The organism is Agromyces arachidis (assembly GCF_052805135.1).
This window is the reverse complement of sequence record NZ_JBRBDK010000005.1, coordinates 145066-168370: the sequence shown is the minus strand read 5'-3', so window position 1 is coordinate 168370 and position 23305 is coordinate 145066. Positions and strand designations below refer to the sequence as shown.

At 73.4% G+C, this 23305-nt stretch carries 20 protein-coding genes; 10 read left to right on the top strand and 10 right to left on the bottom strand.

Annotation, left to right across the window (positions count from 1 at the left end; all coding sequences use genetic code 11):
• Nucleotides 1-48 precede the first annotated feature (48 nt).
• The 4 genes from ACUY4T_RS08920 to rpoB all read right to left on the bottom strand — a co-directional run bounded on the left by ACUY4T_RS08920 (nt 49) and on the right by rpoB (nt 9577).
• Nucleotides 49-1203: a hypothetical protein gene (locus ACUY4T_RS08920; protein WP_446018583.1), complete on the bottom strand. Its 1155-nt coding sequence runs from the start codon at nt 1201-1203 to the stop codon at nt 49-51.
• Nucleotides 1204-1298: 95 nt separating this feature from the next.
• Nucleotides 1299-1973, bottom strand: a complete 675-nt coding sequence (locus ACUY4T_RS08915) for a hypothetical protein (RefSeq protein ID WP_446018582.1) — start codon at nt 1971-1973, stop codon at nt 1299-1301.
• 168 nt (nt 1974-2141) lie between these two features.
• The gene (gene rpoC / locus ACUY4T_RS08910) at nt 2142-6044 is read right to left on the bottom strand and encodes a DNA-directed RNA polymerase subunit beta' (protein WP_446018581.1); all 3903 of its coding nucleotides are present in this window, start codon (nt 6042-6044) and stop codon (nt 2142-2144) included.
• A gap of 41 nt (nt 6045-6085) precedes the next feature.
• Complete coding sequence (gene rpoB / locus ACUY4T_RS08905; protein WP_446018580.1) at nt 6086-9577, bottom strand: DNA-directed RNA polymerase subunit beta; 3492 nt, start codon at nt 9575-9577, stop codon at nt 6086-6088.
• A gap of 301 nt (nt 9578-9878) precedes the next feature.
• On the opposite strand from rpoB, the gene ACUY4T_RS08900 reads away from it, so the two are divergent.
• Nucleotides 9879-10637 carry a spermidine synthase gene (locus ACUY4T_RS08900; protein ID WP_446018579.1) on the top strand — a complete coding sequence of 253 codons (759 nt, stop codon included), beginning with the start codon at nt 9879-9881 and terminating at the stop codon, nt 10635-10637.
• Between the two features lie 24 nt (nt 10638-10661).
• Nucleotides 10662-11516, top strand: coding sequence for a spermidine synthase (locus ACUY4T_RS08895; protein WP_446018578.1), 855 nt, complete (start codon nt 10662-10664; stop codon nt 11514-11516).
• 8 nt (nt 11517-11524) lie between these two features.
• Here ACUY4T_RS08895 and ACUY4T_RS08890 read toward each other — a convergent pair whose 3' ends face one another.
• Genes ACUY4T_RS08890 through ACUY4T_RS08880 form a run of 3 tightly spaced genes read right to left on the bottom strand, consistent with a single transcriptional unit; the run spans nt 11525 to nt 13784 of the window.
• Entirely contained in the window at nt 11525-12388 is an 864-nt protein-coding gene (locus ACUY4T_RS08890) for a 5-oxoprolinase subunit C family protein (protein WP_446018577.1), read from the bottom strand.
• Nucleotides 12385-13026: a 5-oxoprolinase subunit B family protein gene (locus ACUY4T_RS08885; RefSeq protein ID WP_446018576.1), complete on the bottom strand. Its 642-nt coding sequence runs from the start codon at nt 13024-13026 to the stop codon at nt 12385-12387. The genes ACUY4T_RS08890 and ACUY4T_RS08885 overlap by 4 nt, the downstream gene beginning before the upstream one ends.
• Nucleotides 13023-13784 (bottom strand): LamB/YcsF family protein, encoded by a 762-nt coding sequence (locus tag ACUY4T_RS08880; RefSeq protein WP_446018575.1) that lies wholly within the window; start codon nt 13782-13784, stop codon nt 13023-13025. Before ACUY4T_RS08880 ends, ACUY4T_RS08885 begins: the two co-directional genes overlap by 4 nt.
• 47 nt (nt 13785-13831) lie before the next feature.
• Between ACUY4T_RS08880 and ACUY4T_RS08875 the strand changes: the two genes are divergently transcribed.
• The 3 genes from ACUY4T_RS08875 to ACUY4T_RS08865 all read left to right on the top strand — a co-directional run bounded on the left by ACUY4T_RS08875 (nt 13832) and on the right by ACUY4T_RS08865 (nt 16253).
• The gene (locus tag ACUY4T_RS08875) at nt 13832-14971 is read left to right on the top strand and encodes a PQQ-dependent sugar dehydrogenase (RefSeq protein ID WP_446018574.1); all 1140 of its coding nucleotides are present in this window, start codon (nt 13832-13834) and stop codon (nt 14969-14971) included.
• A 66-nt stretch (nt 14972-15037) separates the two neighbouring features.
• A complete protein-coding gene (locus tag ACUY4T_RS08870; RefSeq protein WP_446018573.1) occupies nt 15038-15535 on the top strand; it encodes a SprT-like domain-containing protein in 498 nt (165 codons plus the stop codon).
• A gap of 103 nt (nt 15536-15638) precedes the next feature.
• Entirely contained in the window at nt 15639-16253 is a 615-nt protein-coding gene (locus ACUY4T_RS08865; protein WP_446018572.1) for a CGNR zinc finger domain-containing protein, read from the top strand.
• Here the strand turns inward: ACUY4T_RS08865 and ACUY4T_RS08860 are convergent.
• Entirely contained in the window at nt 16250-16840 is a 591-nt protein-coding gene (locus ACUY4T_RS08860; protein WP_446018571.1) for a 2-phosphosulfolactate phosphatase, read from the bottom strand. The genes ACUY4T_RS08865 and ACUY4T_RS08860 overlap by 4 nt on opposite strands.
• Before the next feature lie 41 nt (nt 16841-16881).
• Here ACUY4T_RS08860 and ACUY4T_RS08855 point away from each other — a divergent pair, with 41 nt between their 5' ends.
• Entirely contained in the window at nt 16882-17646 is a 765-nt protein-coding gene (locus tag ACUY4T_RS08855; protein ID WP_446018570.1) for an SDR family NAD(P)-dependent oxidoreductase, read from the top strand.
• A gap of 19 nt (nt 17647-17665) precedes the next feature.
• Here the strand turns inward: ACUY4T_RS08855 and ACUY4T_RS08850 are convergent, their stop codons facing one another.
• Nucleotides 17666-18928: a coiled-coil domain-containing protein gene (locus tag ACUY4T_RS08850; protein WP_446018569.1), complete on the bottom strand. Its 1263-nt coding sequence runs from the start codon at nt 18926-18928 to the stop codon at nt 17666-17668.
• 122 nt (nt 18929-19050) lie between these two features.
• Here ACUY4T_RS08850 and ACUY4T_RS08845 point away from each other — a divergent pair, with 122 nt between their 5' ends.
• From ACUY4T_RS08845 to ACUY4T_RS08830, 4 genes are all read left to right on the top strand, one after another.
• Nucleotides 19051-19587, top strand: a complete 537-nt coding sequence (locus tag ACUY4T_RS08845; RefSeq protein ID WP_446018568.1) for a hypothetical protein — start codon at nt 19051-19053, stop codon at nt 19585-19587.
• Nucleotides 19584-20213 carry a DUF1684 domain-containing protein gene (locus ACUY4T_RS08840; RefSeq protein WP_446018567.1) on the top strand — a complete coding sequence of 210 codons (630 nt, stop codon included), beginning with the start codon at nt 19584-19586 and terminating at the stop codon, nt 20211-20213. Before ACUY4T_RS08845 ends, ACUY4T_RS08840 begins: the two co-directional genes overlap by 4 nt.
• 219 nt (nt 20214-20432) lie before the next feature.
• On the top strand, nt 20433-21983 hold the full coding sequence (locus tag ACUY4T_RS08835; RefSeq protein ID WP_446018566.1) for a DEAD/DEAH box helicase: 1551 nt from the start codon (nt 20433-20435) through the stop codon (nt 21981-21983).
• Between the two features lie 142 nt (nt 21984-22125).
• Nucleotides 22126-22629, top strand: a complete 504-nt coding sequence (locus ACUY4T_RS08830) for a GNAT family N-acetyltransferase (protein WP_446018565.1) — start codon at nt 22126-22128, stop codon at nt 22627-22629.
• A 38-nt stretch (nt 22630-22667) separates the two neighbouring features.
• Here the strand turns inward: ACUY4T_RS08830 and ACUY4T_RS08825 are convergent, their stop codons facing one another.
• Entirely contained in the window at nt 22668-23249 is a 582-nt protein-coding gene (locus tag ACUY4T_RS08825) for an NUDIX hydrolase family protein (protein WP_446018564.1), read from the bottom strand.
• Between the last annotated feature and the right edge of the window lie 56 nt (nt 23250-23305).

The following is a 23305-nucleotide window of genomic DNA, read 5'->3' as shown; positions in this document are numbered from 1 at the left end:
CGGGGCGCGGGCGGTCGCTGCGGCGTCCGTCCGCCGGGCCGCCGCGGGTCAGCGCGACGAGACGGGCTGCGGGCCCGCCGCCAGCTGCCGTTCGTACTCCTCGCGGGCCTCGCGGTTGCGATCGGTGACCGTGCGGCCGCGGGAGGCGATCCAGCCGCCGAACCAGATCGGAAGCTCGCGCGCCACGACCGCGGCGATGATGGCGTAGGGGCTCAGCCACTGGTTCGCGAGGAACTCCCCCGTCTCGGCGGGCGTGAAGCGCCAGGCGGCGACCGTGAGCAGGGCTCCGCCGATGTACGAGAAGTACACGACGACGGCGGTCAGCAGGCCGAACACCGCCCACGTCCACCACGCGGCGCGGTTGAGGATCACCGCGAGCAGCGCGAACGCGAGGAAGAAGAAGATGACGGGGATCCAGAACACCGGCTGCGCGAGGAACTGGCCGAGCACCCGGGCCGCGTCGACGACCGGGTTCTGGCTGAGGATCACCAGGTACGACACGCCGGCGTACAGCAGGGCGAACCCGAGCGTGGCGAGCAGCCCCACGAGCACGCCGAACGCCCGGTTCCCGCGTGCCTTCGGCGCTGCGGGCGCCTGCACGTAGATCGCCTGCGGCGACGGCGGCGCAGGCGCGACCGGCGCGGCCGCATCGGTCGAGGCGGATGCCGCGACGGCACCCGCGCCGGCGGCGCCGGCCATGCCGGGCACGCCGGTCTCGCGCCGCACCTCGTCGGCGCGCACCGGCTCGGGGCTCGCCGCCTGCAGGTCGTCGCGCTGCATCGCCGTGGTGTCGGTGCGGTCGGCCGGGTCGGAGCTGACGACGAGGGGAGGGTGCTCGGTGCGGGCTCGCTCGACGGCCGCGTCGAGCTCCGAGCGCTCGGCATCGGGGTTCGCGTCGACGGGCGCCGCCTCGTCGGTGCCGGTGTAGGCGGCGTCCTGGGCGGGCGCGCCAGAGGCGGCGGCCGCGGCGGTCTCCGGCGGCTCCAGCCGGTCGACGCGGTCGGCGTCCGCGGCGGTCGGATCGACCGCGACCTGCTCCGGCCCCGGGCGCGGCTCGTCGGCCGCGGGCTCCACGGGGCGCTCGGCGGCCGCGTCGTCCCCGGCGGGAGCGGCAGCGTCGTCTCGCGCCTCGGCGGCGTCGGCCGTCCCGTCGCCGTCGACGTCGTGACGCTCGGGTTCGGATCCGGGGGTCGTGCTGCTCATCGTGCGCTCCTTCCGGGCAGCACCGCCTGCCCGTGGTGCCGCCACTCTAGCAACGGGCGCCCGCCCCGCCCGGCAGCGGCGCGGCGCTTCGCGCGTCAGGGGAAGACGGCCGAGATGATGTCGTGCGTGTAGCCCGTGACCGCCGGCCCCGACCACCGGGTCGCGATCCAGACGCCGTCGCGGAAGAAGTGCGACTCCCCCGCCGGGCCGGCCGCATCCTCCCACTCGGCGATGCACCGCGTGCCGCCCAGTTCGTCGAAGCAGTCGAGTCCGCCCGCCTCGAAGGCGCTGAGCGCGGCGCTGCGCTGCGTGTCGTCGACGCGGGCGATCGAGGTGACCATCCCGGTGCGACCGTCGGACGGCTCCGGCGGCATCCACGCGCAGGTGAGCTCGGTGTTCTGCTCCAGCGTGGGCAGGGCGCCCGGGTCGTCGGTCCCGACGAGGACCGGTGCCGCGTCGCCCGTGGCCCACTCGGGGTTCAGCACGTAGTCGGGCGCGAACGCGGGCGCCCAGTCGGTCGCGTAGGCGCCGCTGCAGTCGGCCGGAACCCCGCCGGCCGGCGCCGCCGCCGGCGGCGCCACGGCCGCGGGCTCGCCGGCTGCGGCCGGGGTCGGCCGGGGGCCGGTGGACGACGGCGCCGCATCGGCGGCCGGCTCGGCCTTCGGCGCCAGCATCGCGCCGGCGACGGCGGCCACGGCCAGGACGAGCGCCACGACGGCGGCGATCAGCCAGGTCGTCGGGCGGCGGAGGACGGGGGAAGCGTCGGGCATGGAACTCTCCGGGTCGCGATCGGGGGAACGTCAGGGTCGACCGCGGGCGATCCTAGCCGGGGCGGCTGGGAGGTGCACCGAGGTCGGCCTGCGCACGCCGAAGGGCCCCGGATCGCTCCGGGGCCCTTCGGGTGCGTGCGAGGGCGGCGTACGCCGCCCCCGCACGGATCAGCTGTAGTTGCCGGGGGTGAAGTCGTCGCTCGAGAACGAGTCGAAGTCGACGAAGCTGAGGTCGCCCTCGGTGAACGCGGCGTCGTCGGAGAAGATGCGGTTCGGGTAGCGCTCCGCCTTCGCCTCCTCGGTCGCCTCGACGGTGACGTTCCGGTACTTGTTCAGGCCGGTGCCCGCCGGGATCAGCTTTCCGATGATCACGTTCTCCTTGAGGCCGACCAGCGGGTCGGACTTTCCCTCCATGGCGGCCTGCGTGAGCACGCGGGTCGTCTCCTGGAAGGACGCGGCCGACAGCCACGACTCGGTCGCGAGCGAGGCCTTGGTGATGCCCATGACCTCCTGGCGCGCCGACGCCGTCTTCTTGCCCTCGGTGAGCGTGGCCCGGTTGATCTCGTTGTACCGCGAACGGTCGACGAGCTCGCCCGGCAGCAGGTCGGTGTCGCCGTGGTCGACGACGGTGACCTTGCGCAGCATCTGGCGCACGATGACCTCGATGTGCTTGTCGTGGATCGGCACGCCCTGCGAGCGGTACACGTCCTGCACGCCGTTGACCAGGTGCTTCTGCACCTCGCGCACGCCCTTGACCCGGAGGACCTCCTTCGGGTCGACCGTGCCGACGATGATCTGCTGGCCGAGCTCGACGTGCTGGCCGTCCTCGACGAGCAGCGTCGAGCGCTTGAGCACGTTGTACGTGATCGGCTCGTCGCCGTTGTCGGGGGTGAGGATGACCTTCCGCTGCTTCTCGGTCTCGTCGATCGTGATGCGGCCGGCGGCCTCGGCGATCGGCGACGCGCCCTTCGGGGTGCGGGCCTCGAACAGCTCCTGCACGCGGGGAAGACCCTGCGTGATGTCGTCGGCCGAGGCCGAACCACCGGTGTGGAAGGTACGCATCGTCAGCTGCGTGCCGGGCTCGCCGATCGACTGCGCGGCGATGATGCCCACCGCCTCGCCGATGTCGACGAGCTTGCCCGTCGCGAGCGAACGGCCGTAGCACTTCGCGCAGACGCCGACCGCCGACTCGCAGGTGAGCACCGAGCGGACCTTGATCGACTCGACGCCGGCCGCGACGAGCTTGTCGATGAGCACGTCGCCCACGTCCTCGCCCGCCTCGGCGACGACCTCGCCCTTGGCGTTCACCGCGTCCGCGGCGAGCGACCGGGCGAACACCGAGTTCTCGACGTTCGGGTCGCGGACCAGGGTGCCCGAGGCATCGGTCGCCGCGATCGGCATCTCCAGGCCCTTGCCGGTGCCGCAGTCGTCCTCGCGGATGATGACGTCCTGCGAGACGTCGACCAGACGACGCGTGAGGTAGCCCGAGTCGGCCGTGCGGAGCGCCGTGTCGGCGAGGCCCTTGCGGGCACCGTGCGTGGCGATGAAGTACTCGGCCACCGACAGCCCCTCGCGGTACGAGGAGATGATCGGGCGGGGGATGATCTCACCCTTCGGGTTGTTCACCAGGCCTCGCATGCCGGCGATGTTGCGCACCTGCAGCCAGTTACCACGGGCACCCGACGTCACCATCCGGTTGATGGTGTTGTCCTGGTTCGCGGCGAACTCCTCCTGCATGGCCTTGGCGACCTCGTCGGTGGCCTTGGTCCAGATCTGGATGAGCTCCTGGCGACGCTCGAGGTCGGTCGTGAGGCCCTTCTCGAACTGCGACTGCACCTTGGCGGCCTGCTTCTCGTACTTCGAGACGATCTCGCGCTTCTGCGGCAGCTCCACCACGTCGGACAGCGCGACGGTCACGCCGGAACGGGTCGCCCAGCGGAAGCCGGCGTCCTTGATCCGGTCGAGCGTCGCAGCCACCTCGGTCTTGGGGTAGCGCTCGGCGAGGTCGTTGACGATCGCGGAGATCTGGCTCTTGCCGGCCTGCTCGTTGAAGAACGGGTAGTCCACCGGCAGCGCCTCGTTGAACAGCGCGCGTCCGAGGGTGGTCTCCATCAGGAACGGCTGCCCGGACTCGAAGCCCTCGGGCGCCTCTCCCTCGCGGAAGTGGAGGCCCTCGAGGCGGATCTTCACCTTGGCGCCGAGGTCGAGCGCGAGCTCGCCCGGGCGGTTCTGGTCGAACGCGAGGATCGCCTCGGCGATCGACGCGAACGCGCGGCCCTCACCGGCGGCGCCCGGCTTCTCGGTCGTCAGGTGGTGCAGGCCGATGATCATGTCCTGCGAGGGCAGGGTCACCGGGCGGCCGTCCGACGGCTTGAGGATGTTGTTCGACGCCAGCATGAGGATGCGGGCCTCGGCCTGGGCCTCGACCGACAGGGGCAGGTGCACGGCCATCTGGTCGCCGTCGAAGTCCGCGTTGAAGGCGGCGCAGACGAGCGGGTGGAGCTGGATGGCCTTGCCCTCGACGAGCTGCGGCTCGAAGGCCTGGATGCCGAGGCGGTGCAGCGTGGGCGCACGGTTCAGCAGCACGGGACGCTCGCGGATGATCTCCTCGAGCACGTCCCACACCTGCGGGCGCGAACGCTCCACCATGCGCTTGGCGGCCTTGATGTTCTGGGCGTGGCTCAGGTCGATCAGGCGCTTGATGACGAACGGCTTGAACAGCTCGAGCGCCATCTGCTTCGGCAGGCCGCACTGGTGCAGCTTGAGCTGCGGGCCGACGACGATGACCGAACGGCCCGAGTAGTCGACGCGCTTTCCGAGCAGGTTCTGGCGGAAGCGACCCTGCTTTCCCTTGAGCATGTCGCTCAGGGACTTCAGGGCGCGGTTGCCGGTGCCCGTGACGGGACGACCGCGGCGGCCGTTGTCGAACAGCGCGTCGACGGCCTCCTGCAGCATCCGCTTCTCGTTGTTCACGATGATCTCGGGCGCGCCGAGGTCGAGCAGGCGACGGAGGCGGTTGTTCCGGTTGATCACGCGACGGTAGAGGTCGTTGAGGTCGGAGGTCGCGAAGCGGCCACCGTCGAGCTGCACCATCGGACGGAGCTCCGGCGGGATCACCGGGACCACGTCGAGGACCATCGCGGCCGGCGAGTTGCCGGTCTGCAGGAACGAGTTGACGACCTTGAGCCGCTTGATCGCGCGGATCTTCTTCTGGCCCTTGCCCTCGGCGATCTGCAGGTGCAGGTCGTCGGCCTCGGCCGCGAGGTCGAAGGTCTCGAGGCGCTTCTTGATCGCCTCGGCGCCCATGTAGGCCTCGAAGTACATGCCGAAGCGGTCCTGGAGCTCCTGGAAGACCGAGTCCTCGGGCTTCAGGTCGCCGACCTTGAGCGTGCGGAAGTCCTCCCACACGCGCTCGAGGTGCGCGATCTGCTCGTCGGCCGACTTGCGGACGCCGGCCATCTCCTTGTCGGCGGCGGCCTCGGCGCGCTTGCGCTGGTCGGCCTTGGCGCCCTCGGCCTCGAGTGCCGCGAGCTCCTCCTCCTTGCGCTTCATGAGGTCGGCGATGCGGGAGTCGCGAGCGTCGCCGATCGTCTTGATCTCGAGGCGGAGCTCGTTCTCGAGGCCCGGCAGGTCGGCGTGACGACCCTCGTCGTCGACGTCGATGACCATGTAGGCGGCGAAGTAGATGACCTTCTCGAGGTCCTTCGGCGCCATGTCGAGCAGGTAGCCGAGACGGCTGGGCACGCCCTTGAAGTACCAGATGTGCGTGACCGGGGCCGCGAGCTCGATGTGGCCCATCCGCTCGCGACGGACCGAGGACTTGGTGACCTCGACACCGCAGCGCTCGCAGACGATGCCCTTGAAGCGGACGCGCTTGTACTTGCCGCAGGCGCACTCCCAGTCGCGGCTGGGTCCGAAGATCTGCTCGCCGAAGAGCCCGTCCTTCTCGGGCTTCAGCGTGCGGTAGTTGATGGTCTCGGGCTTCTTGACCTCACCGTAGGACCACTTGCGGATGTCCTCGGCGGTGGCCAGGCCGATACGGAGCTCGTCAAACGTGGTTGCGTCGAGCAATTTCTCTCCTAGATTCCTGAAGTCTTCTCGTACCTGGCGGATCAGATCTCGTCGATGTTCGACGACTCGAAGCGCGCGGAGATGTTGATGCCGAGCTCCTCCGCGGCGCGGAAGGCCTCGTCGTCGGTGTCGCGGAGGCTGACCGCGGTGCCGTCGGCCGAGAGCACCTCGACGTTCAGGCAGAGCGACTGCATCTCCTTCATGAGCACCTTGAAGGACTCGGGGATGCCGGGCTCCTGGATGTTCTCGCCCTTGACGATGGCCTCGTACACCTTGACGCGGCCGAGGATGTCATCGGACTTGATCGTGAGGAGCTCCTGCAGCGCGTACGCGGCGCCGTAGGCCTCGAGGGCCCACACCTCCATCTCACCGAAGCGCTGGCCACCGAACTGCGCCTTACCACCGAGCGGCTGCTGGGTGATCATCGAGTACGGGCCCGTCGAACGCGCGTGGATCTTGTCGTCGACGAGGTGGTGCAGCTTCAGGATGTACATATAGCCCACCGACACGGGGTACGGGAAGGGCTCGCCCGAGCGACCGTCGAACAGCTGCGTCTTGCCGCTCGAGTCGATCAGGCGCTCGCCGTCGCGGTTCGGGAGGGTCGAGTCGAGCAGACCCGCGATCTCCTCCTCGAGCGCGCCGTCGAACACCGGGGTCGCGACCTTGGTGCCGGGGGCGGCCTCGCGGGCGACCTCGGGCAGGCGCTTGGCCCACTCGGGGTTGCCCTCGACCTTCCAGCCCTGCTTGGCGACCCAGCCGAGGTGGGTCTCGAGCACCTGGCCGAAGTTCATTCGACCGGGGATGCCGAGCGGGTTCAGGATGACGTCGACCGGCGTGCCGTCGGCGAGGAACGGCATGTCCTCGACCGGCAGGATCTTCGAGATGACGCCCTTGTTGCCGTGGCGGCCGGCGAGCTTGTCGCCCTCGGTGATCTTGCGCTTCTGGGCGATGTAGACGACCACGCGCTGGTTGACGCCCGAGCCGAGCTCGTCGTCGCCGTCCTGCGCGTCGAACACCTTGACGCCGATGATCGTGCCCTGCTCGCCGTGGGGCACCTTCAGGGAGGTGTCGCGCACCTCGCGGCTCTTCTCGTTGAAGATCGCGCGGAGCAGGCGCTCCTCGGCCGACAGCTCGGTCTCGCCCTTCGGCGTGACCTTGCCGACCAGGATGTCGCCGGGGCGGACCTCGGCGCCGATGCGGATGATGCCGCGCTCGTCGAGGTCGGCGAGCAGGTCGGGGCTGACGTTGGGGAGGTCGCGGGTGATCTCCTCCTTGCCGAGCTTGGTGTCGCGGGCGTCGACCTCGTACTCCTCGATGTGGATCGAGGAGAGGACGTCGTCCTTCACCAGGTTCTGGCTGAGGATGATCGCGTCCTCGAAGTTGTGGCCCTCCCACGGCATGAACGCCACGAGGAGGTTCTTGCCGAGCGCGAGCTCGCCGTCGTCGGTCGCGGGACCGTCGGCGATGACCTCGCCGGCCTCGACGCGCTCGCCGGCGGAGACGACGACGCGGTTGTTGTACGACGTGCCCTGGTTCGAGCGGTCGAACTTGCGCAGGTAGTAGGTCTGCGTGCCGCCCTCGTCGAGCTGCAGGGTGACCGCGTCGGCCGAGACCTCGGCGACCACGCCGGACTTGTCGGCCGTGATCACGTCACCGGCGTCGACGGCGGCGTAGCCCTCCATGCCCGTGCCGACGTAGGGCGAGTCGCTGCGCAGCAGCGGCACGGCCTGACGCTGCATGTTCGCGCCCATGAGGGCGCGGTTCGCGTCGTCGTGCTCGAGGAACGGGATGAGCGAGGTCGCCACCGACACCATCTGGCGCGGCGAGACGTCCATGTAGCCGATCTCGTCGGCGGGGAAGAGGTCGACCTCGCCGCCCTTCTTGCGGGCGAGCACGCGGTCCTCGACGAAGTGGCCGTCGGCCTTCAGCGGCGCGTTGGCCTGGGCGACGATGAAGTCGTCCTCCTCCATCGCCGTGAGGTAGTCGATGCGGTCGGTGACCTTGCCGTTCTCGACCCGGCGGTACGGCGTCTCGATGAAGCCGAACGAGTTGATGCGCGCGAACGACGCGAGCGATCCGATGAGGCCGATGTTCGGGCCTTCCGGGGTCTCGATCGGGCACATGCGGCCGTAGTGCGAGGGGTGGACGTCGCGGACCTCGACGCCCGCGCGGTCGCGCGAGAGGCCGCCGGGGCCGAGCGCCGAGAGGCGGCGCTTGTGCGTGAGGCCGGCCAGCGGGTTGTTCTGGTCCATGAACTGCGACAGCTGCGAGGTGCCGAAGAACTCCTTGATCGCGGCGACGACCGGTCGCACGTTGATCAGGGTCTGCGGCGTGATCGCCTCGATGTCCTGCGTGGTCATGCGCTCGCGGACCACGCGCTCCATGCGCGAGAGGCCGGTGCGGACCTGGTTCTGGATCAGCTCGCCGACGGCGCGGATGCGGCGGTTGCCGAAGTTGTCGATGTCGTCGACGTCGAGGCGGATCTCCACGTCCTTGCCGCCGCGGCGGCCGGGGAGCGTGGGACGGTCCTCGTGCAGGGCGACGAGGTACTTGATCGTGGCGACGATGTCCTGCACCGTCAGCACCGAGTCCGTCAGCGGGGCCTCGAGGCCGAGCTTCTGGTTGATCTTGTACCGGCCGACCTTGGCGAGGTCGTAGCGCTTCGGGTTGAAGTAGAAGTTGTCGAGGAGCGCACGCGCGGCCTCGGCGGCGACCTGCTCGCCCGGACGGAGCTTGCGGTAGATGTCCTTGAGCGCCTCCTCCTTCGTGAGGATGTTGTCCTTCTCGAGGGTCATCGCGATCGACTCGTAGCCGGCGAACTCCTCGAGGATCTCCTCGGAGGTGAGGCCGAGGGCCTTCAGGAAGACGGTGACCGACTGCTTGCGCTTGCGGTCGATGCGCACGCCGACCTGGTCGCGCTTGTCGACCTCGAACTCGAGCCACGCGCCGCGGCTGGGGATGACGCGCGCCGAGTAGATGTCCTTGTCGGAGGTCTTGTCGGGGGTGCGCTCGAAGTAGACGCCGGGCGAACGGACGAGCTGCGAGACGACGACGCGCTCGGTGCCGTTGATGACGAACGTGCCCTTGGGGGTCATGAGCGGGAAGTCGCCCATGAAGACCGTCTGGGTCTTGATCTCACCGGTGAGGTGGTTCATGAACTCCGCGTTGACGTACAGCGGAGCGGAGTAGGTCTTGCCCTTCTCCTTGCACTCGTCGATGGTGTACTTCGGCGGCTCGAGCTCGGGGTTGGTGAACGAGAGCTGCATGGTCTCGCCGAGGTCCTCGATCGGCGAGATCTCCTCGAAGATCTCCTCGAGGCCGGTGGTCTCGGGCAGGTCCTGACGACCCTCCTCGACGGCGGCCTCGACGCGTGCCTTCCACGCGTCGTTGCCGACGAGCCAGTCGAAGCTCTCGGTCTGCAGGGCGAGCAGATCCGGTACGGTGAGGGTGTCGGTGACCTTCGCGAACGAGAGGCGGCTTGCACCGCGTCCGTTCTTGGGGGTGGGCGTGGTCGCATTGCGCGCAGCAGCCAAGGAAATGACCTCCATGGCCCCCTCGGGGGCCGGTTCACTGTCGGTGGTGGTTGGAGTTGACCCCTCAGACGAAGTGCGGATGCCGGGAGGCCCGACACGCAGAAGCCGACCGCAATATGAAGGCATAGTGGGTCTGGGAGCGCAAAGGTCAAGCATAGAACGCCGGACGCGCCATGTCCAGTCGAATCTTGACCTCTCCGGGAATCTCGGGTATAACCCAGCTTCGACCGCGACCGAAGGGCCGGTCGGAGCCCCGATCGACATCTGGCCGGGCCGCCCGGAGACGTGCGACGATGCCCCCGTGGAGCCGGTCATCGAGTTCGAGCCCGACGTGTTCTCGTCGACGGGCTTCACGCTGCTCGTCGACGGCGCCGCGCAGTCCCACGTCGACGCCGGCGACCCGACCCGGCTGTTCTTCGAGTACGTTCGCCGCATCGGGCACGCGGTCGATGCCGTGGCCGATCCCGGTGCGCCGATCCGCGTGCTGCACCTCGGCGGCGGCGCGATGAGCCTCGCGCGGTACGTCGCCGCGACGCGACCCGACTCGGAGCAGGTGGTGGTGGAGGCCGACGCCCGGGTCGTCGGGCTCGTGACCGAGCGGATGCCGCTGCCGGAGCACGCACGGATCGACGTCGACGTCGCCGACGCCCGCGATGCCGTCGTGCGCCTGGCCGCCCGGCCGACGCGCTTCGACCTCGTCATCGTCGACCTCTACACGAAGCTCGACGCACCCGACTTCGTCGACGAGCCCGCGTTCCTCGGCGCCTGCCTCGCGCTGCTCGCACCCGGGGGCGCGCTGGTCGTGAACGTCGCCGACGGGGCGGGCGGGCCGAGGCTCGCGGCGCAGGTCCGGGCGATCGCCCGTGCCGACCCCGATGCCGAGCTCCTGGTCGCCGGGCCGCCGTCGGTGCTGTCGGGCGCCGAGGAGGGCAACGCCGTCATCGTCGCGGGGCCGGCGATCCCCGGCCGGCTCCGCGAACGGCTGCGAGCGGCGGGTCCGTTCCCCGCCGAGGTGCTCGAGGGGGCTCGCCTCGACGCCGTGCTGTGGGGCGCATGCTGAGCCGGCGGCGGTAGCGTGGCATCCGTGCCGGAACTGGAACGACGCCTCGCCGTGAGCGGCCACGTCGCGCGCCTCGAGGAGTCGCGGACGCGGCCCGGCGCCTGGACGCTCTACGTCGACGGCACGCCGCAGTCGCACGTCGACCTCGAGGACCCGGAGTGGCTCGGCTTCGAGTACGTGCGGCGCATCGGCCACGCGGTCGACCTCGTCCGTCCCGCCGGCGAGCCGATCACCGCGGTGCACCTCGGCGGCGGCGCGTTCACCCTGCCGCGCTACGTGATCGCGACCCGCCCCGGGTCGCGCCAGCAGGTCGTCGAGCTCGAGTCCGACCTCGTCGACCTCGTCCGCGGGCAGCTGCCGCTCCCCCGCGGCGCGCAGGTGCGGGTCCGGCACGGCGACGCCCGCGAGGTGGTCGCCAAGCTGCCGCCCGGGCTGACCGGCACCGTCGACCTGGTGGTGGTCGACATCTTCTCCGGCGCCCGGACCCCGGCCCACGTCACGAGCGCCGAGTTCCACGCGCTCATCGCGCCTCGGCTCGCGCCGGGGGGCATCGTGGCCGTGAACGTCGCCGACGGCGCCGGACTCGCGTTCGCTCGGTCGCAGGCCGCGACGCTGGCGCACGTGTACGAGCACGTCGCGATCGCGGCCGACACCGGCATGCTGAAGGGGCGGCGCTTCGGCAACGTCGTGATGTTCGCCTCGCACGATCCCCTCCCGTTCGACGCCATGCCGCGCCGCCTCGCGAGCGATCCGGCGCCCGCCAAGCTCGTCGAGGGCGATGAGCTCGACCGGTTCGTGGCCGGGGCGCCGGTGGCGACGGATGCCACGGCCGTGCCGTCCCCGCCGCCCTCGCGCTCGGTCTTCCTCGCCAAGCGGTAGGCCGCGGCTCAGCGGGCGTGGCGGAACCGGACCTCTTGCCCCGGCCGCGCCTGGGCGAGCAGGCCGAGCGAGGCGGGGTCGACGATCGCGACGACCGGATACCCGCCGGTGACGGGGCGGTCCGCGAGCAGCACGGTCGGGACGCCGGCCCCGGTGACCTGGATGCCGCCGAGCACGGTCGGCTCGCTCGGCAGCTCGGTCGTGACCCGCCGGTCGAGCGGCGGCCCCTCGAGGCGCGCGCCGATCCGGTTCGACGACGGCGACAGCCGCCACCGCGAGTCGTACAGCGCCAGCGCCGCGGCCTCCGTCAGCCAGTCGGCGCGCGGGCCCGGGAGGAGCCCCAGCGTCACGGGCCCGGTCGTCGGCGGGTGCGCCGCGTCGTCGTCGAGCAGGGGCACGGATGCCGCGGGCTCGGCTCCGACCCGCAGCAGCCGCCCGGCCTCGACGGGCTCGGGACCGAGCGCGGCGAGGGTGTCGCGGCTGCGGGAGCCGAGCACGGGCGGCTCGTCGATGCCGCCTCGGACGGCGAGGACGTACCGGAGGCCCCGGATCGCCGGACCCAGCTCGAGCGGGTCGCCGGCGCGCACGCGGTGGGCGCGATACGGCCAGGCGTCGCGACCCGCGATGCGGACCGGACCCCATGCCCCCGCGACCGCGACCCACACGTCGGCGTCGGCGACCGTGCGGAGGCCGCCCAGCACGACCTCGAGGCCGGCGGCGGCGTCGGGATTGCCGACCAGCCGGTTCGCGAGCGCCATCGCCCCGCGGTCGAGCGCGCCGGACGACGACACCCCGAGCCGCGCCAGTCCCGGCCTGCCGAGGTCCTGCACCAGCACCGGGCCGCCGACGGCCTCGACGCGCAGGGCCGTCACGGCGTCACCGCCGTGAAGCGCACGATGCGGCCGGGCGAGAGCAGCGCCGGGGAATCGGCGGCGGGGTCCCACAGCGCCACCTCGGTCCGGCCGATGAGGCGCCAACCGCCGGGGCTCTCCCGCGGGTACGCACCGGAGAACCCCGCGGCGAGGCCGACCGCGCCCGCGGGCACCCGTGTGCGCGCCACGTCGAGGCGCGGCACGTCGAACGGCCACTCGTCGGCGACGAGGTAGGCGAAGCCCGGCGCGAAGCCGATGAACGCGACGCGCCACGACGTGCCCGTGTGCCGGGCCACGAGGTGCTCCGGCGACACGTCGAGCATCGCGGCCGTCGCGGCCAGGTCGTCGCCGCGGTAGTCGACCGGCACGACGACCCGTTCGGCGTCCGGCACGGCGGGCGCGACCGCGGCCGGGGCCGCCGCGGCCGTGCGACGCACCCACGTCGCGGCGGCCTCGAGCGGCAGTCGCGACGGGTCGAGGGCGACGAGCAGGGTCCGGGCGGCGGGGACCAGCTCGATCACGCCGTCGGGCGCGGTCGCGGCGAGTGCATCGTGCAGCGCGATCACGTCGGCCAGCGTCTCCGTCTCGACGAGCAGCGCCCCGTGGCCGGACGGGAGCAGTCGCGCCGGACGGCTCATGCGAAGGGCCGGAGCTCGTGGCCGGCGGCGTCGAGCGCGGCGCGGACCGCGCGCGCCAGCCCGACCGCGCCCGGGGTGTCGCCGTGGAGGCAGAGCGAGTCGGGCCGCAGCTCGACGCGCTCGCCGTCGTGCGCGGCGACCCCGCCGGTCTCGGCCAGCTCGAGCGCACGGTCGACCGCGGCGCCGGCCTCGTGCACCACCGCGCCGGCCTCGGTCCGGGGCACGAGGCGGCCGTCGGCGAGGTAGGCCCGGTCGATGAACGCCTCGCGCGCGTAGCGGAGCCCCGCCTCGCCCGCCGCGCGCTCGAGCTCGCCCGCGGGCGGACCGAGCAGGGCCATCCCCGGGTCGAACGCGGCGATCGCGTCGGCCACCGCGACGGCCGCGGCCCGGTCGGCGTCGAGGCGGTGGTACAGCGCGCCGTGGGCCTTGACGTATCGCACGGCGGCGCCCGCCGCCCCGGCCACCGCCACGAGCGCGCCGAGCTGGTAGACGACCTCCGCCGCGATCTCGTCGGCGGGCACCGCGAGCTCGCGGCGACCGAAGCCGGAGCGGTCGCGGTAGCCCGGATGCGCGCCGAGCGCCACGCCGTGCGCCACCGCGAGCCGCGCGCTCCGGTCCATCGTGCGCGGGTCGCCGGCGTGGAAGCCGCACGCGACGTTGGCACTCGTGACGAGCGGGAACATGGCCTCGTCGTCGCCCATGCGCCAGGAGCCGTATCCCTCGCCGAGATCCGCGTTGAGGTCGATGGACCGCTGCATGCTCCCATTCTGCCGCCGCCTCGCGCAGACTGGTCGGAGGAGGTGGCATGCGGGCACGGGTCCTCGCCGCGGCGGCGTCGGTCGCCCTGCTCGCCGGGTGCGCGACGGGCCAGGGGTCGGGGCCGGTCGTGAACCCGCCGTCCGCCACCGCCGTCCCGATCCCCACCGGCGCACCGGCTTCGCGCCCGCCCGCGGTGGCCCCCGCCGGCAGGCCGGAGGTCATCGCGGAGGGCCTGGACGCGCCGTGGTCGGTGGTGCGCCTGCCCGACGGCGGCGTGCTCGTGAGCGAGCGCGACTCCGGCCGGATCGTCGAGGTGCTCGCCGACGGCCGGCTGCGAACGGCGGGGACGGTGCCGGGCGTCGTCGCCGGCGGCGAGGGCGGGCTCCTCGGACTCGCCCACCTGCCCGGCGACGGCGAGGGCGGCGACGCGCTGTACGCGTACCTCTCGACGGACGACGACAACCGGGTGGTGCGGATGCCGGTCGGCGGCAGCGCCGGCTCCCTCGACCTCGGCGATCCCGAGCCGATCGTCACGGGCATCCCCCGCGGCGGCAACCACAACGGCGGCCGCCTCGCCGTCGGGCCCGACGGGTTCCTCTACATCACCACCGGCGACGCGGGCGACCGCTCGGCCTCGCAGGACCTCGACTCGCTGGGCGGCAAGATCCTCCGCGCGACGCCCGACGGCGAGGTCGCGCCCGGCAACCCGTTCGGCTCCCTCGTGTGGTCGTACGGCCACCGCAACGTGCAGGGCATCGCATGGGATGCCGCGGGCGGCATGTGGGCCGCCGAGTTCGGGCAGAACACCTGGGACGAGCTGAACCGCATCGTCCCCGGCGGCGACTACGGATGGCCGGAGGCGGAGGGCCGCGCCGACGATCCGCGGTTCCTCGACCCGGCGGTGCAATGGCCCACCGGCGAGGCGAGCCCGAGCGGGATCGCCGTCGTCGGCGACACCGTCGTCCTCGCCGCGCTGCGCGGCGAGCGCCTGTGGTGGGCCTCCCCCGCGACCGGCTCGCCGACCGAGGTGGTCGACGCATATGCGGGCGAGTACGGGCGCTTCCGCGACGTCGTCGCCGGACCCGAGGGCGAGGTGTGGGCCCTCACCAACAACACCGACGGCCGCGGCTCGCCGCGGGACGGAGACGATCGCCTGCTGCGCATCCGCGTCGAGGACCAGGGCTGACCGTCCCCCGGACGAGGGGCACCCCGATCGGGTGCGACCGGCCGTTCCCGGGCTAGGGTCGATCGCATGGCGGATCTCGGACGAGTTCGGGTCTGGGCTGAGTCGCTCATCGCCCTGCACCTCGACCCTGCCGTCTGGAGCTTCGGGTTCGACAACGCGAAGAAGCGAGCCGGCCTCTGCAACTACACCGACCGCCGCATCTCGGTCTCCCGGTACCTCGCCGCCCGCTACGACGACGACGAGATCCACCAGATCCTCCTGCACGAGGTGGCGCACGCCATGGCCGGCCCGCGCGCGGGACACGGCCCGAAGTGGGCGCGGATCGCCGCCTCGATCGGGTACGTGGGCCGCCGCACGCACGACGGGGCCGTCGCCCACGAACTCGCGACGTGGGTGGGGCTCTGTCCGCGCGGCCACGAGCACTTCCGCTACCGCCGGCCGACGCGGCCGCTCAGCTGCGGGCTCTGCCGGCGCGGCTTCGACCGGGCCAACCTCATCGTGTGGCGCCGGCGCGAGATCACCGGCTCCATGCGCCGCGCCGCGGCGAGCGCCGCAGCGGAGTGACCGGGCGCGGTCGCGGGCGTCGGCTCGCGCGCTGCATGTCGCGCGCGGCATCCGTCACCGGATCGAGACGCACGTCGTTCGTGCCTGCGGGTACATTGGTGCGGTGCCCGTCTCGACCGTGTCCATCCCCGTCGGCCAGTGGTTCACCGACGACAGCGGGCGGTGGTGGTTCGACTCCGGCTCGTTCGCGCTCGACTTCGCCTACACCGGCGGCCTGCCCGTCGCCGTCTCCCCCGAGCGGCTCCACGCGCCCGACGACCTGTCGGCGTGGATGCGCGAGCGCTTCCCGATGACGGTCGCCTCCGCCCGCTCGCGCGACCTGTTCGACGCCGTCGCGCTCCGCGACGCCATCGCCCGCCTCGCGCTGGCCGCCGGCCGCGGCGAGGAACTGCGGGCCGCCGACGTCGACGTCGTGAACCTCTACGCGGCCACGCCCGACATCCCGCCCACCCTCGACGGCGGGTCGCGCCAGGCGGGCCGCTCGGTCCAGACCGTCGGGCAGGCGCTCTCGACCATCGCGCGCGACGCGGTGGACTGCTTCGGCCCGGCGAACGCCGGCCGGGTGCGGGTCTGCGCGGGCGACTGCGGCATCGTCTACCTCGACACGTCGCGCGCCGCGAGCCGCCGCTGGTGCTCCATGCAGCGCTGCGGCAACCGCGCCAAGGTGCGCGCCCACCGCGCCCGGAAGTCGGGCCGGGCCGAGCTCACCGCGGCCTAGGCCGGCGCGGCGGCGCGGACGACGCGAGGCGTCGCGGCCCCATCGGGAGCGGCGTCGCGTCGCAGCACGGCCGGGTCGGCCCCGCCCGCGATCGCCTCGCGACCGGCCGCCGACGCGGTCGCGAGGTGCGCGACCGCGCGACGCAGTCCCGCGTAGGCGGCCGACGCGACGGCGGCCTCCGGCGAGGTGTGGTCGATGCCGAGGCCGATGAGGGCGTCGACGACCGCGCCCGCCGCGAGCACGTCGTCCGCCGGGAACCCGCCGTCGGCACGGCCCGCGGCGATGACGGCCAGGTAGGCGCGACGGCCCAGGCGCTCCTGCTCGGCGAGGATCCAGGCGGCGACCGCGGCGGCGTCGCGAAGGCCCGCGACGAGGACGGCGGCGTCCGCGGGCGCGGCCTCGAGCACTGCCGGCGGGACCGGCGACCCGGACGGGGACGGCCCGGCGGCATCCGTCGTCTGGTCCACCCACACGACGACCTGCGCGTCGCCGGCGATGCGTCGGACGCCGTCGAGGCCCTGGTCGAACCGCACCTGGTACGTCGCCTGCGCCGCGGTCTCCGCCGCGGCCCGGATGGTCTCGCTCACCGCGTCAGGCTACGCGAACGCCGCGCTCGTAGGGTGGGTGCATGACCTCGAATGTCGACGAACGGCCCGTGACGATCATCACCGGCGGGGGCCGGGGCATCGGCGCCGCGATCGCCGAGCGGCTCGCCGGGGACGGGCACGACCTGGTGCTGACCTACCGCGCACGGCGCGACGACGTCGAGCGGGTGGCCGACGGATGCCGCGCCGCGGGAGCCCGCGTCGAGGTGCTGCAGCTCGACCAGGCCGACCTCGACGCGTGCGCCGAGGTGGTCGCCGAGGCGGTGCGCCGCTTCGGGCGGGTCACCGGGCTCGTGAACAACGCCGGCATCACGGGCCGGATCGGGCCGTTCCTCGAGATGCCGATGGAGGAGGCCGACCTGGTGTTCCGCGTGAACGTGCTGGCGCCGATGGCCCTGTGCCGGGCCGCGATCGCGCACATGTCGACCGACCTCGGCGGGACGGGCGGGGCCGTCGTCAACGTCTCGTCGGGCGCGGCCACCCACGGGGCGCCCGACACGTACATCCACTACGCGGCGAGCAAGGCGGCGCTCAACGCGATGACGCTGGGGCTCGCGAAGGAGTTCGCGCGGGCCGGCGTGCGCGTGAACACCGTCTCGCCCGGCACGACGCGCACCGAGATCCACGCCGCGGCCGGCCGGCCCGACGCGCCCGAGGAGCGCGCGGCCGGCATCCCGATGGGCCGGGCCGGGGAGCCGCACGAGGTTGCCGGCGCGGTCGCGTACCTGCTCTCCACCGACGCGTCGTACGTCACCGGCGCCGACATCCGCGTCTCGGGCGGCAAGTAGGCGCGCGCCGCGAGCGGCGTCAGCGATGGAGCGCCGCGTAGTGCGCGAGCGCCTCGGCGTCGCCGGCGCGCGCGGCCGCGCGGCGGGCCGCGTCGAGCGCGGCGACCGGATCGGCGTCGCGGCGGGCGATGCCCAGCTGCCGCTCGGCCTCGGCCAGGCGCGTGCGGGCGTCGGCGCCCGCGAACGCCCGCGCGCGCTCCATCGCCGCCCGGGCGACGGCGATCTGGCTCTCCGCGATCGCGAGCGCGCCGGGCAGGGCGCCGCGGGCGCCCTCCAGCCGGTCCTCGGCCCGGCGCGCCTCGGATCGCGCGACCTCGAGCCGGTCGCGCGCCGCGCGCAGCCGGTCGCGCTCGGCGAAGGGGTCCCCCGCCCGCGCGTCGCGCCCGACGAGCAGCGGCGAGAGCTCGCCGATCACGGCGGCGAGCGCGGCCGCGGCATCCGGATCGGTGACCGCATCGCGTTCGCGGCGCGCGGCGAGGAGGTCGGCATCCAGCGCCGCGGCCGCCGAGGACGCCTCGCGCGCCGCTGAGTCCAGGTCGGGCTCGGCCCGCTCGATCGCGGTGAGCTCGACGTCGACGAGGTCGAGCAGGTGCGCGGCGCGCCCGATCGCCGCGGCGGCCGGGCGGCCGGGGGCGGCGAGGTCCGCCTCGGCGTCGTCCAGCGCGGCGGCGGCCGCGGCGAGCCCGCGGTCGGCCCGCGTCGCGGCGCCCTGGGCGCTCGCGAGCGCCGCCGCGTCGAATCGCGTGCCGAGCCGCTCGAGCGCGGTCGCGGCATCCGATCGCCGCGCGCGCAGGCGGTGCAGTCGCTCGCGCACGGCTGGCGCGTCGGCGACGGCGCCGCGCTCGGCGGCACGACGGCCCGCGAGCGCGGCATCCACCCCGCCGAGCGCTCGATCGATCGAATCGCACAGCGACCCGATCCGGGTGCTCCAGGAGCGGCGCTGCGCCGCCGAATCGACGTTCTCGTCGTCGAGCCGCTGCTGCAGCAGGAAGGCCTCGCGCAGCCAGGCCCGCGCGCGTTCGACCGTCTCCTCGAGCTCCCTGGCGGTCTCGGCCCCGAACTGGGCCTCGGCGAACCGGACCTCCTGCTCGGCGTCGCGAACCGCCTCGTCGGCGCGCACGAGCCGCGACTTCGCCCGCGTCTCGAGCTCGCGGGACGCGGTCCGATCCGCCGTCTCGCGACGTGCCCCGGCGCGGCGGAGCGCGACGACGCCCGCCGCGAGCGCCAGCGCGGCGGCGCCGAACACCACCAGCGACGGGATCGCCCACTCGAGACCGCCCATGCGGCGAGTCTAGGCACCCCGGGATGCCAGCGGGCGGGAGACCGCAGGGAGCCCGCCGAGCGACGGCCGGGAATCCGGCGAGGACGCTTGGCCACGGCATCCGGCGCCCCTAGCCTCGTCGCATGCGCGTGCTGCTGAAGCTGACCCTCGACTGCGACGCCGATGCCGCCTGGCGCGCGATCCGCAGCCCGGCCGTGCTGCGCGAGGTCGTCGCCCCGTGGCTCGACTTCGAGTCGCTCGAGGGCGAGGGCTTCCCGACCACCTGGCCCGAGGGACCGCACCGGCTGCGCGCGCTCGCCTTCGGGATCGCGCCGACGGGCGAGGAGATCATCGACGTGTCGTATCCCGGCGCGCTTCCCCCCGGGGTGCGGATGCTGCGCGACGGCGGCGGCGCCGTGTCCGGGCCGCTCGCGGCGTTCCGGCACTGGGACCACCGGATGGCGATCTCGCCGCTGCCCGACGGCCGCACCCTCTACCGCGACCAGCTGCGCGCGAGCGCCGGCGCGCTCGAGCCCCTGCTCTGGTACCCGACGTGGGCGTTCTGGCAGTATCGCGGCATGCGGCTGCGTCAGCTGGCGAGGACCTGGGCGTACGACCCCCCGGGCTCGGCCGACGCCGAGCGGGCGGCATCCGTCGCCCGTCCGGGGAGCACCGCATGACCGCGAGCCTCGGCGCGCTGCAGCTCGCGGACTGGCGCCGACGGGTGTTCGGCCTCTACGCGGGCGTCCGCCACCTCAGCGCCCACGACCCGGCGCAGGGTCACGAGCTGTGGCGGTCGGGCCGCGACGAGCTGTTCGCCGGGCACCCGCAGTCGCCGCTCCTGCCCGACGACCGCGCGCGCTTCACGGGCCTCACCGTGTCGCGCTACGACCCCGACTGGCGGTTCGAACTCGAGGTGCGGCGGCCCGACGAGCCCGAGCGGATGGTGGTCGACAGCTCCACCGACGGCTCGATCCCGTTCTCGCTGGTCGGCACGGTGCGCATCCCCTACCTCGGCACGCTCGACGTCTGGCGGCTCGCCGTCTACGGCGGCGGCCTGTTCCTGCCCGTGAAGGACGGCCTCGCGGGCGAACCGGGCGGCACCTACGGCGGGGGGCGCTACCTGCTCGACACCGTCAAGGGCGCCGACCTCGGCTCCGGCGCCGACGACGACTCGCTCGTCGTCGACTTCAACTTCGCCTACAACCCGTCGTGCGCGTACGACCCGTCGTGGTCGTGCCCGCTCGCGCCGCCCGGGAACACGGTGCGCGACGAGATCCCCGTGGGCGAGCGGATGCCGCGCTGAGGGCGCGCACAGGGTCGGGCCCGCGGCATCCGCTATGGTGGTCGTCGGCGTGCGCGACGGACGCGCCGCCTGCGTCGTAGACACGCTCCCGGGCCCAGGGCCCGATGACTTCATACGGCGAACGGATTCGCCGACCGGCGTCTTCGCCACTTCCCACCGCCGGGCCCACCCGCCGCGTTCCGCGGCGCGCCCGGCCGTGCCATCCCGAACGGACCCCCCTTGACGGACCTCACCTTCGGCGCGCTCGGCGTGCCCGCCCCCCTCGTCGCGGCCCTCGCCGCCGACGGCAAGACCACCCCCTTCCCCATCCAGGCCGACACGCTGCCCGACACGCTCGCCGGCCGCGACGTGCTCGGCCGCGGCAAGACCGGCTCGGGCAAGACGATCGCCTTCGCCCTCCCGATGGTCGCGCGCCTCGGCACCTCGCTCGCCGGCGGTTCGCGCCGTGCCGGGCGCCCGCTCGGCCTCGTGCTCGCGCCGACCCGCGAGCTCGCGACGCAGATCACCCAGACGTTCGAGCCGCTCGCGGCCGCGTACGGCCTGAAGGTCACCACGATCTTCGGCGGCATCAACCAGAAGCGGCAGGTCGACGCGCTCCGCGCCGGCGTCGACGTCGTCGTCGCCACGCCCGGCCGCCTCGAGGACCTCATGAAGCAGGGCTTCCTCTCGCTCGACGCGATCGAGATCACCGTGCTCGACGAGGCCGACCACATGGCCGACCTCGGCTTCCTCCCGGTCGTGACGCGCATCCTCGACAAGACCCCCCGCGGCGGGCAGCGCCTGCTGTTCTCGGCGACGCTCGACAACGGCGTCGACAAGCTGGTCAAGCGCTACCTGCAGAACGAGGTGCTGCACTCGGTCGACGAGGCCAACTCGCCCGTCGCGGCGATGACCCACCACGTGTTCGAGATCGACGACGTCGACGCGAAGAACGCGCTCGTGAAGACGCTCGCGTCGGGCACCGGCCGTCGCATCCTCTTCATGCGCACCAAGCACCACGCGAAGAAGCTCGCGAAGAAGCTCACCGAGCAGGGCATCCCCGCGGTCGACCTGCACGGCAACCTGTCGCAGCCGCAGCGCGACCGCAACCTCGCCGCCTTCGGCGACGGCTCGGTCAAGGTCATGGTGGCCACGGATGTCGCCGCGCGCGGCGTGCACGTCGACAACGTCGAGCTCGTCATCCACGTCGACCCGCCCATGGAGCACAAGGCGTACCTGCACCGCTCGGGCCGCACCGCGCGCGCCGGCAGCGAGGGCGACGTCGTCACGATCTGCCTCCCCGGGCAGAAGCAGGACCTCAAGACGCTGCTCCGCAAGGCCGACATCCGCGTCGCGCCGCAGCAGGTGACCGCCGACTCGCCCGCCGTGGCGGAGCTCGTCGGCGAGGTCGCGCCGTACGTCAAGCCCGCCCCCCGGGAGGCGAAGCCGACCCAGGGCGGCGGTCGCTCGCAGGGCGCGAACGCGCAGCGCAAGCGCGCCGCACGGGCCGGCGAGCCCCAGCCGGCCGGCCAGGGACGCCGCAGCCGCGGCCGCGGTCGCGGCGGGCAGCCGGACGTCGCGCCGGCCGCGCCGCGCCGGGATCGCTCCGGGCGGCCCGCCGAGTCGAAGTCGCACGCGCCGAACCCGGCCGGCGGGCAGGGCCGTGCCGCGCAGTCGTCGAGCGCGCCCCGCGCCGGATCGGCGCGCTCCGGTCAGAAGGCGCCGCTGCGCGTGGGCAGCCTGGTCTCGCCCAACCGAGGCACCCGCACGAACCGCCGCGCACAGGGCTGAGTCCGCGTCCGCGCCGTCGACGGCCCCGCACCCCGACCTGGGTGCGGGGCCGTTCCGCATCCGGCGGGCGGCATCCGGCGGCGCCCGGCGGCGGCATCCGCCGATTTCGCCGGTGACGGGGGCCCGGGTTAGCCTGACACGCATGAGCACCGAGGTCGTTGCCGAAGTCGTCATCCGTCCCGTCCGCGACTCCGACGCGGAGGCGTTGGGGCGCGTGCACGCGCAGTGCTGGCACGAGGACTACGACAGCCTCGTCGACGCCGCCACCCTCGCGAACCTCTCCCCCCGCCGCATGGCCGAGCTGTGGACCCACTGGATGGGCCAGGGCGAGGAGTTCACGCACGTCGCCGCGCTGGTCGACGGCGAGATCGTCGGCTTCGCCGGTGCCGGTCCGGCGCGCGACGCCGACGCGCCGCGCGAGCGCGAGCTGTTCTTCATCCACCTCCTCGACGCGCACCACGGCAAGGGCATCGGGCAGAAGCTCTTCGATGCCACGGTGGGCGACGCGTCGGTGTACCTCTGGGTGCCCTCGGCGAACGAGCACGCGGTCGCGTTCTACGAGCGCAACGGGTTCACGGCCGACGGCGGCGCGCACGACGAGCCGTTCCTCGGCGAGACCATCCACGAGGTGCGGATGGTGCGCTAGGCGCGCATCCGCGGCATCCGTCGACGGACGGGCCGACCTCAGGGCAGGGCGCCGACCGACGCGAGGGCGCGTCGGAGCAGCACGCCGCGTCCGCCCTCCATCTCGGCGCCGAACGCCTCCCCCGCCGCCTCCTGCGGGGTCACCCAGGTGACCTCGAGCGCGTCCTGGCGCGGCTCGCACGTGCCCGTGACGGGCACGACGAACGCGAGCGACACGGCGTGCTGCCGCTCGTCGGTGAACGGCGAGATACCCGGCAGCGGGAAGTACTCGGCCACGGCCGCGGGCACCGGGCTCGCCGGCAGCAGCGGGAACGCCATCGGCCCGAGGTCCTTCTCGAGGTGGCGGAACAGCGCGTCGCGGATGGTCTCGCCGTACATCACCCGCCCCGACACCAGCGTGCGGGTCATCTCGCCGACCGCGTTGGCGCGCAGGAGCACGCCGACCTCGGTGACCTGCCCGACGCCGTCGACCCGCACGGGCACCGCCTCGACGTACAGCAACGGCAGGCGCCCGCGCACCTCCGCGAGCTCGATGTCGCTCAGCCAGCCCGGGTTCGCGGGCGGCTGCACGACGGGCTCGTCGCCGGGATTCCAGTCCGGGTCGGGTGTGCGCACGGCCATGCCTCGATTCTGCCCCACGACTCCCCCGCCCGCTCGGAACCGCGACCCGACGCGCG

Excerpts from the sequence above, each read along its gene's own strand:
- ACUY4T_RS08875 (WP_446018574.1), top strand. The coding sequence starts at position 13,832 with ATGCGGGCACGGGTCCTCGCCGCGGCGGCGTCGGTCGCCCTGCTCGCC.
- ACUY4T_RS08885 (WP_446018576.1), bottom strand. The coding sequence starts at position 13,026 with ATGAGCCGTCCGGCGCGACTGCTCCCGTCCGGCCACGGGGCGCTGCTC.
- ACUY4T_RS08830 (WP_446018565.1), top strand. The coding sequence starts at position 22,126 with ATGAGCACCGAGGTCGTTGCCGAAGTCGTCATCCGTCCCGTCCGCGAC.
- ACUY4T_RS08870 (WP_446018573.1), top strand. The coding sequence starts at position 15,038 with ATGGCGGATCTCGGACGAGTTCGGGTCTGGGCTGAGTCGCTCATCGCC.
- ACUY4T_RS08880 (WP_446018575.1), bottom strand. The coding sequence starts at position 13,784 with ATGCAGCGGTCCATCGACCTCAACGCGGATCTCGGCGAGGGATACGGC.
- ACUY4T_RS08915 (WP_446018582.1), bottom strand. The coding sequence starts at position 1,973 with ATGCCCGACGCTTCCCCCGTCCTCCGCCGCCCGACGACCTGGCTGATC.
- ACUY4T_RS08920 (WP_446018583.1), bottom strand. The coding sequence starts at position 1,203 with ATGAGCAGCACGACCCCCGGATCCGAACCCGAGCGTCACGACGTCGAC.
- ACUY4T_RS08825 (WP_446018564.1), bottom strand. The coding sequence starts at position 23,249 with ATGGCCGTGCGCACACCCGACCCGGACTGGAATCCCGGCGACGAGCCC.
- ACUY4T_RS08840 (WP_446018567.1), top strand. The coding sequence starts at position 19,584 with ATGACCGCGAGCCTCGGCGCGCTGCAGCTCGCGGACTGGCGCCGACGG.
- ACUY4T_RS08855 (WP_446018570.1), top strand. The coding sequence starts at position 16,882 with ATGACCTCGAATGTCGACGAACGGCCCGTGACGATCATCACCGGCGGG.
- ACUY4T_RS08845 (WP_446018568.1), top strand. The coding sequence starts at position 19,051 with ATGCGCGTGCTGCTGAAGCTGACCCTCGACTGCGACGCCGATGCCGCC.
- ACUY4T_RS08850 (WP_446018569.1), bottom strand. The coding sequence starts at position 18,928 with ATGGGCGGTCTCGAGTGGGCGATCCCGTCGCTGGTGGTGTTCGGCGCC.